Consider the following 9,618-nt stretch of genomic DNA (forward strand, 5'->3'; position numbering starts at 1 on the left):
CCCCATCCTCCCCATCCTCCCCATCTCCCCCTTACTCATTACTAGGATTCAATTCCCCCTAAGCCAGATTCGAGAGCTTCTATTAAAGTCGCTTTATCCCAAGGCTTAGGTAAATACCGATGTAAATTAGCATATTTTCTAGCTCTTTCTATTGCTTCTTCATCGGCTTGACCAGTCAAAAGTACCGTCACAATATTGGGGAATTGCTGATGGACTTTAATTAGAAATTCATCCCCTTTCATATTCGGCATTAGCCAATCAGACACAATAATCAGAATATCAACTCCATCTTGATTTAATTCCTCTATGACTTCCAGCGCTTCATCAGCACTTTCTGCAAACTCATAACTATAGAGATTGCCAAAATGATGAGTGAGTTGATCTCTCAAACAGCTCAAAATCATTCTTTCATCATCTACACATAAAATAGCTTTCTTTGGCATAAATCCCCCACCTGATTCAAGTTTATCTAATTGGTAAATACACTCTAAACACAGTCCGACCTGGTTGGCTATCTACCTCAATATTACCCTGATGTTTGTCAATAATTCTCTTGACAATATCCAAACCCAATCCACTACCTTCGCCAGCAGCTTTAGTCGTAAAAAAGGGTTCAAATATTCGCGGTTGGATTTCTGGCGGGATACCAGAACCGGAATCAGTGAATTGTACTACTATATTATGATTTTGCTCCATAACGGATATCTCTAACGTTCCCTTATTATTCATTGCGTGAATAGCATTATGAATGAGATTTGTCCAAACTTGGTTCAACTCTTCAGGATAACAAATAATCGGTGGGACTTCCTCATAGTTTTTGATCACTTCAATCCTCTGCTTGAGGTGATTTTGATAAATAGTTAAAACCACCTCTATGCCATCTTTCACAGTAGCAGTGGTCATTTCATCAGATTTATTATGACGGGCGTAACTTTTGAGTGAAAAGACTATTTTAGAGGCTCTTTCTACAGCGAGCACAATATTCCGGCTGTTGTTATGTTGTAGATATAAGTTATAGACTGCATCTAAAATAAAAGTGTTATCTTTTTGTTGAAATAATGTTATAAAAGGAGTTATCTCTTTGGAAAAACCTAGCTTAACTAAAGTATCTGCAATAGTTTCTGACTCATTAATATTTTGATTCTCTAATTCTTTCTTGAGAGTACGTTTTAACTGCCTTTCTTCTCTAAATGAAAGCATTTCCTCGTTTTGTCTGGCGGCTTCTAATAAAGCAAAAAAATCGGCTTGTCTTTCAGGAGATAGTTTTTGAATGATTTGCGGGAGTTGTTTAAGTGAATTATTGAGAGCATTAGTGATATTCCCAATAGAGGCGCGGATCGCTCCCAAAGGCGTATTGATTTCGTGGGCTACGCCCGCAATTAGTTGTCCGAGAGCCGCCATTTTTTCGGCTTGAATTAGTTCTTGTTGAGCGGCTTTGAGTTGTTGGAGAGTAGCGATCAATTCTTCATTTTTTTGGCGTAGAGCTTCTACAGCTCGTTTGCGATCGCTGATATTCCGAATCATAAATAGTGCTTCATTAGGCCCACTCACTACCACCCGTACTTCTTCATATTGTAGCGTACCATCAATCATAATTTGCTGTTCGTAAATTTGACCTTTTCCTGTAGCTAAAGCTTGCTTCAAGTTTTCTAGATGGCGCTGAGAAACTTCTGGCGGCAAAAAATCCGATAAATGCTTGCCAATTGGGTTATAATCTGAGGGCAATAAACTAACGAGTTCCTTAGTAGCGATAAAACCCAAATAAATGCCATCTGAGTTAACTCTAAACATCAAATCGGGTATGGCAGAAAGAATAGCACGATTTTCCGCTTCACTTTTGTAGAGGGCTGCTTCTGTGCGCCGACGCTCTGCGATTTCCTGCTGTAATTCTTGGGTGCGCTCTTCTACTTTTCTCTCCAAAGTTTGATTGTATTCTGCTAATAGATTTTCAGCTTGTTTGCGTTCTGTAATGTCTTGAAATGCAGCGATGCCATAGACAATTTTACCAGTTTCATCAAAGATTGGGGTAGTAGAAACTTCCAAAGGAACGACTTTATCAGAATGATGAATTTCGAGATCGTCAACTTTAACGCTTTCACCTCTGAGCGCTCGCACAATTGGCAACTTCTCTGTAAGATATAATTCATCACTTCCCGCTTGATACACTTGATAAACCTCTACCAATTCTTCACTTTTCGCTCTTGGCGAAGCCGCTATTCCAAGTAAATATTCTGCTTTCTGATTAGCATAATAAATCTCTCCAGTTGCATCGTGAACAGATACGCCTACGGGCATCGCTTCTAGGAATTGAGCCATGCGCCTTTCACTTTCGCGAACCTCTGTGTAAAGTTTAGCATTGGCGATCGCGATCGCAGCTTGCCCAGACAACATTTGTAATATTTCTAACCTGTCTGGAGTAAAAGCATCAGTAGTTAGATTGTTTTCCAGATATAAAATCCCACTAAGTTGACCTCGATTTAGCAACGGCGTACATAATAGAGACTTGCTTTGATGTTCTTTGATAAATGGATCGTTGGTAAATTTACCCCGCTCTGCCGCATTATTTTGAACTACTGTTTCTCTCGTCCTAGCGACATAATTGATAATGGATACAGGCACGCTATTTTCAATAGAAATTGATTGCAAAACGGCAATCTGCTCTACATCTATCTTCCCAGACGCTTCAATCCGCATTTGACCGTCATTTTCTAAAATTAAATAGCCAATTTGAGCGCCTGCAATCTGAATCATAATCTTCATCAAAGCAGCTAGTAACTTATCAAGCTCAATTTCACCCGCAATAGCTTGGGAAGCTTTCATGACTGCGGCTAAATCTAAAACTTCACCTGACGATCGAGGGCCTGTTGTTCTATTCAGAGGGACGGGGATTTTATCCACAATCCTATTAACGGCTGCCGATTTAGTTAGTAAATGAGAAAAATTTACGGGTAAATCTTTAATTAAACTATAGGCTGCTTGTTGTACCCAATCATGACCGAATTTATAATCTTGAATTAACAGTTGTTCATCTAACTCTGAGTTAGGTATAATTAACTCGGACTCAACTGCTAGCATTAAACATTTAAAAATTTCTGGCGGTGATTTTTCACAAATAATAGATAGGGTGTTTAAGTCAAACTCTCTACCCACATAAGCTGCCACCCCTAAAATCTGCTGGGTTGATGCTGGCAATTTCTTTAACTTACTAACTATTAACTCCACCAGATTGTCAGTAATATCCATTGCCTTAATTTGACTAATATTCCATTCCCAAGTCAAGTATTCTAAATTAAAATTTATCAATTTTTCTGTATCGAGCATTTTCAGGAATTCCTTAACAAAGAAAGGATTGCCACCAGTTTTAGACAATACTAATTCTGCCAAAGGTTTTACTTTCCCTCTTTCACTCTGCAAAGTGTCAGCAATCAAATCAGTAATATGCTCTAGTGCTAAGGGTGCTAAAGCAATCTCATTGACAGTTATCTCTTGCTTATGTAGTGTCTCAATCGTCATCATTAAAGGATGATTGGGATTGACTTCCTGAACCCGATATGCTCCAATTAAAAATAAGTATTGGGTATCAGCATCCATCATTATGCGTTCAATTAAATTTAAAGTGGCTACATCCACCCACTGCAAATCATCTAGAAATATCACTAAGGGATGCTCTTTTGAACCAAATAACCGAATAAATTTTTGAAATATTATACTGAAGCGATTTTGCGATTCTTTTGTGCCTAATTCTGGCACTGGTGGCTGCTTACCGACAATTAGCTCTAGTTGGGGTATGGCATCAATTATGACTTGACCATTGCCATTAAATGCGGCTAAAAATTTTTCTTGCCAAATTTCAAGCTGTGTTTTACTCTCCATTAATAATTGCCCCACCAATGATTGAAAAGCATCGAGCAAAGCACTATAGGGAATATTACGCTGAAATTGGTCGAAATTTCCCCTAATGAAATAACCACGCTTTTCTGTAATAGGTTTATAAATCTCGGCAGCTAGGGCGGATTTTCCGATTCCGGCAGCACCTACTAATAGCATTATTTCAGGAAGATGTAAATCAAAATTTGAACCCGGAAAAGATGATGTTTGTTGTCTTTCGCCTTCTGCTACTCGTTCAAAAGCTGCAAGTAAGCTGTGAATTTCTGCCTCTCTGCCATATAGTTTTTGAGGGATTTGAAACTTGGCTGAAATATCATTTTCACCAGGGATTAAGTTTTCAATTTCCCCATTCGCTTCTAACTGCATCAAGCTACATACTAAATCTATTTGGATACCCCAGGTACTTTGGTATCGCTCTTCAGCAGTTTTTGCCATCAATTTCATTAAAATTTCGGAAATATTTGGAGGTATTGCTGGATTAATTTCATGAGCAGCAATAGGCTGTTTGGCAATGTGACAGTGTACTAATTCCAGAGCATCAGTTGTGGTAAAAGGGAGTTGTCCTGTTAATAATTCGTAAAGGGTAACGCCAAGGGAGTAAAAGTCTGTGCGATAATCGAGGGAGCGATTCATTCGCCCTGTTTGTTCCGGCGACATATAGGCTAAAGTGCCTTCTAAAACATTAGGATTTTTTAGGAAAGGATTAAATTTGCTGAAAATTGTGGCAATGCCAAAATCAATGATTTTTATTTGCTCGGTTTGGGGATTAAAGATAATATTTGAGGGGTTGATATCGCGATGAATAACGTTAGCTGAATGAATTTCAGATAAAATCTCGGTGATTTGGATGGCGATTTGAAGGATTTTCTGTAACGACAATAACGTTCTATTGCTATCCGTTTGCCTTGTTAATTCCGCTAAAGATGAACCCCCAAAATCTTCAAGGATTAAGACTAGATTCTGGTCAGAAGATTCTAAACTATAAACTTTAACTACGCCTTCAACATTCAATTTTTGGGCAATTTCATACTCTTGCTTATATCGAATTACCTCCCCTGGTGCCGCGTAGTGCTGTTTAAGAACTTTGAGGATAACGGCTCGATCATCCTGTTCTCGGATACCTCGGTAAACCAGAGAATTGGTACTTTCATAAATTTGGTTAAAAATCTGGTAGCCAGAAATATCCATAACGTTTAAATATTGAAACTGTTAACTGTTAAACTTTAACTGTTAACCGCTAACAGCTAACAGTTAACAAAACTTGGGAGATCGCTTTTGCTTCTTGAGTTAGAGCTTTAAGTCTCACATTACATTAATGTAATAATGGAAGAGAGCAATTGCGATAATTATAGATCATAATAGAGGTGGAAGCATCTCAAGGCTAGAGAGCAATAATCCTCGCCAGGCCTACCGCTATGAAAAGAATCAATCGGCTGCTTGCATTTATACCTATCCCAGCTACTTTGGGCTTGGCCGCATCTACTTTTGCCCAGATCCCAACTATTATCCCGGCTCCCGATGGTACGGGTACTGCTGTTACTCAACAGCAAAATCGCTTCGACATTACAGGTGGCAAAAGTTCTGGAGATGGAGCCAATCTATTTCACAGTTTTCAACAATTTGGACTGAGTGAAGGTCAGATTGCTAATTTTATCTCTAATCCCGCTATTAGAAATATTTTAGGGCGAGTAGTGGGCGGCGATGCTTCAATTATTAACGGTCTAATTCAAGTTACTGGGGGCAATTCTAATCTATTTTTAATCAATCCTGCGGGGATTATTTTCGGCTCTTCGGCTCAATTAAACGTGCCAGCTTCTTTTACTGCTACTACTGCTACAGGTATTGGCTTCGGCTCGAATTGGTTAAATGCTGTGGGTAGTAATAACTGGACAAGTTTAGTGGGAAATCCTACGGCTTTTACTTTTTCATCCTCACCGGGGTCAATTGTTAATGCGGGGAATTTAGCGGTATCTGCGGGAGAAAATATTAGTTTAATTGGCGGTACTGTCATCAATACAGGTACGATCGCGACCCCTGGAGGAAATATTACCATTGCCGCAGTCCCCGGTCAAAGCTTAGTCCGAATTAGCCAACCAGGGCACTTGCTGAATTTGGAAATTGCAGTTGACCCGTCAGGAATAGAAAATGGGGTGCAACCTGCGAATATTCCCCAATTATTAACGGGTTCTAAATTAGGTAATGCTACGGGATTAACGGTACTTGCTGATGGTAGCGTCCAACTTAGCGGTACTGGTATCGCCGTGCCAACAGCACCGGGAGATGCCATCGCTGCCGGCGCTCTCAATGCCTCTGGCAATATGGGGGGGCAAATTAACATTTTTGGCAACCAAGTCGGGTTAATCGGCGCAAAAGTCAACGCTAGTGGGAGTTTTGGGGGTGGTACGGTATTAATTGGCGGAGACTATCGCGGTTTGGGAATATTGCCCCGTGCCGATCGCACATTTGTCAGCCAAGATTCTACCATTAATGTTGATGCTATTAATAGCGGTAGTGGCGGCCGCGCGATCGTTTGGGCCGATGACATAACTCGCTTTTATGGAAATATTACCGCTCGCGGGGTAGACAATGGCGGTTTTGTGGAAGTTTCAGGTAAGCAATTTTTAGATTATCAAGGATTGGCGGATTTGCGATCGCTATCTGGTCAAGTAGGAACTCTGCTGTTAGATCCCACTGATATTACCATCAGCAACACACCAGATACACCAACAATGGCTTTCGCCAACGGCACTTTTTCTGATTCTACGACTCCCACTTCCAACCTGAGCACAACAACGCTGCAAAATCAACTAGGTTTAGGCAATGTAGTCGTGAATACGGCATCGGGTTTGAGTGCTCTCGGTAATATTACCGTTAGCAGTCCGATTTCTTGGAGTAATAGCAGTTCTTTAACGCTAATTGCTAATAACGATATTACTACCAATCAGCCGATTGTTAATGCCGGCAATGGCGCGATCGCACTCCAAGCCAATAATACCATTGCCGTTAATGCCAATATTACCACCCAAGGCGGCAGCATTACTCTCAATGCCGATCGAGATGGTGGGGGTGTAGGCGCGATCGCGATCGCTAATGCTACTATTAGCAGCAGCGGCGGTAGCATCATCTTGGGTGGTGGTAATACTCCCTCAACTTCCCCCGCAGTTGGCACAGCCGCAAACCCTGATGGCATTAATATTAACAACAGCAGCCTCAATGCTGGTAGCGGTAACATCTCTATAGTTGGAACCGGAGTTGCAGGCGTGTCTGGCGCTTCTGGGATTGTAATTGAAAACAACGCGATCGTGCAAACTAGCAGCACGGGAACAATTACATTACAAGGTATTGGTGGCAATGGAACTGTTAGCAATAATGGTATCGAAATTAACGGCGCAAATACTACAATTAGTTCAGTTAATGGTAATATCCAGCTAACTGGTACTGGCAGTGGAACTGGCGACGATAACAGCGGAATTTTCATCGCTAATAGCACAGTACAATCCTCTGGCGGCAATCTTACTTTAACTGGTAATGGTTCCGCTAGCGGGATCGGAATTAGCAATATAGGTATTGAGTTAGATCGAAGTACATTAGCAACTGTCGGGACTGGAAACTTAACTCTAACAGGTATCGGCGGTAATGGTACTGAAGGGATTCTAGTCAATAGCAGTGCCATTAACCTCATAGGAGGTAGCGGCGCTATTACCCTAACAACAGATGAAATTAACATACTTGGTAATACCACAATTGCTGGCAACGGAACGCTACAATTACAACCATTAACGCCAAGTTTAGGAATTACAATTGGGGGAGAAGTCAGCGACAGTTCGTTAAATCTCGGTACGACAGAACTAGCAACAATTCAGCCCGGATTTTCTCAAATTACTATTGGGAGAAGTGATACCAGTGGCGCAATTGCGATTGCTGGAGACGCAACTTTTCAAAATCCTACTACTATCCAAGCACCCGGAACAGGTGGTTCAATTATTAACACGGCTGGCAATATTACCGGCAGCAACAATGCTACCATTACCATCAATGCTAATCAAAATATTGGCATTGGTAGCATTAGTAATTCTGGCAGAGGAATTACGATCTCCAGTGCTAGCGGCAATATCATTACTACGGGTACTTTAGATACATCTAGTACCACTGGTAGCGGCGGCGCGATTTCTCTAACTGCAACTAACGGGATTAGTACGGGCGAAATTAATTCTAGCACCTCTTTCGCCACCGCAGCTAATGGTGGTACAGTTACGCTTAATGCAGGTAGTAGCAATATCACCCTTAACGGCAATATCAGCACTTCTGCTGTCGCTGGTAGCGGCGGAAATCTCACTTTTGCTAGCAATGTCATCTTACCAGCACCCGCGATCGCACTCACAACATCAGGAGCGACTGGCAATGGTACTATTGCCTTTAACAGTAGCCTCAATGGTGCAACAGCTAATACTAATAGCTTGACATTAAATGCAGGCGCAGGCAATATCACTTTTAGCGGTGCGATTGGTAGTAGCACACCTTTGGGAGATTTGACAGCTAATAGTGCTGGGAATACAGCTTTTAACAATACTATCAATGTCTCAAACTTAACAACAGATGCAGCCGGAACAACTCAAATTAAGGGTAATATAACGGCAACAGGTGCATCTGGAATTAGCCTGGGTGAAGCTGCAACAATTACTGGTGATGTCGCCCTCACCGCTAATAAAATTAGCTTCACAAACACTGTTTCGGGAACTGGCAACTTAACTTTACAGCCATTTACACCAACCCTAGAAATCGCTATTGGCGGGACAGCAGCTAGCAGCGGTTTAGACTTAACAGCAGCCCAATTAGCATTATTGCAAAATGGCTTTAGCTCAATTACAATCGGACGGAGTGATAGTAGCGGCAGTATTAGTCTAGCTGGTAATATTAGTTTCAGCAACCCCGTAACTATTCGCACTCCTGCGGGTACTGGTTCTATTAGCGGAAACGGAACAATCACAGGATCGGGAAATGCGACAATTACCCTAATAGCCAACCAAGATATTACTAGCGGTAATCTTACAACATCAGGTAGACCTATTACAATAACCAGCACTACTGGCAATATTAATGCTAGTGCCGCTACCTTAAATACTAGCTCAACAACTGGCAATGGCGGCCCATTAATACTAAACAGCAATAACAATATTAGTACAGGCAACATTAATACGAGTGGAAGCTCTGGTGGCAATGTTACTGTTAATGCTAAAGGCAGCATAGAAATTGTTACTATTAACGCTCAAGGCTCGGCTTCTGGTAGCGGCGGGATTGTTGATATTACTGCCAGTAATCTTGTGCGAGTTACAAATACTTTTACTGATATTAATGGTATAATTGCTAGTATTTCCACAGCAGGCGGTAGCGGTGGTGGAGCAATTACAATTAGACATGGCGGTAGCACAGTAACTCCCTTCATTGTCGGAGATGCTACCACAAATGGAACAAAGGGAGCGATCGCTAGTGGAGCAAATAATGCGATCGCACCAACATTGACAGTGCCAGTTCCCCCTGAAACCTACACTCAGGGCAATATTAATATCATTACCACAGCTTCGGCAGCAGCCCCAACACCCGCACCAACCCCCACATCTACGCCTACCCCAGCACCAACAGAGAGCCCGCAACCCACTCAGAGTCCAACACCAGCACCTACGGAGAGCCCGCAACCCACCCAAAGTCCACAGCCAACAGAGAGCCCGCAAC

At 41.7% G+C, this 9,618-nt stretch carries 3 protein-coding genes; 1 reads left to right on the plus strand and 2 read right to left on the minus strand.

Annotated elements, in window-relative coordinates; genetic code table 11:
* Positions 1 to 41 precede the first annotated feature (41 nt).
* Positions 42 to 443, minus strand: a complete 402-nt coding sequence (locus PN499_RS09680) for a response regulator (RefSeq protein ID WP_007358297.1) — start codon at positions 441 to 443, stop codon at positions 42 to 44.
* A 22-nt stretch (positions 444 to 465) separates the two neighbouring features.
* Positions 466 to 5,076, minus strand: a complete 4,611-nt coding sequence (locus tag PN499_RS09685) for a protein kinase domain-containing protein (RefSeq protein ID WP_272031629.1) — start codon at positions 5,074 to 5,076, stop codon at positions 466 to 468.
* Positions 5,077 to 5,303: 227 nt separating this feature from the next.
* Here PN499_RS09685 and PN499_RS09690 point away from each other — a divergent pair.
* On the plus strand, positions 5,304 to 9,618 hold a 4,315-nt coding region (locus PN499_RS09690; RefSeq protein ID WP_272031630.1), incomplete at its 3' end, for a beta strand repeat-containing protein.

Source organism: Kamptonema animale CS-326 (assembly GCF_028330895.1).
GTDB classification, from domain to species: domain Bacteria; phylum Cyanobacteriota; class Cyanobacteriia; order Cyanobacteriales; family Microcoleaceae; genus Kamptonema; species Kamptonema formosum.

Coding starts and splice junctions, on each gene's coding strand:
- PN499_RS09680 (WP_007358297.1), bottom strand. CDS start 443: ATGCCAAAGAAAGCTATTTTATGTGTAGATGATGAAAGAATGATTTTG.
- PN499_RS09685 (WP_272031629.1), bottom strand. CDS start 5,076: ATGGATATTTCTGGCTACCAGATTTTTAACCAAATTTATGAAAGTACC.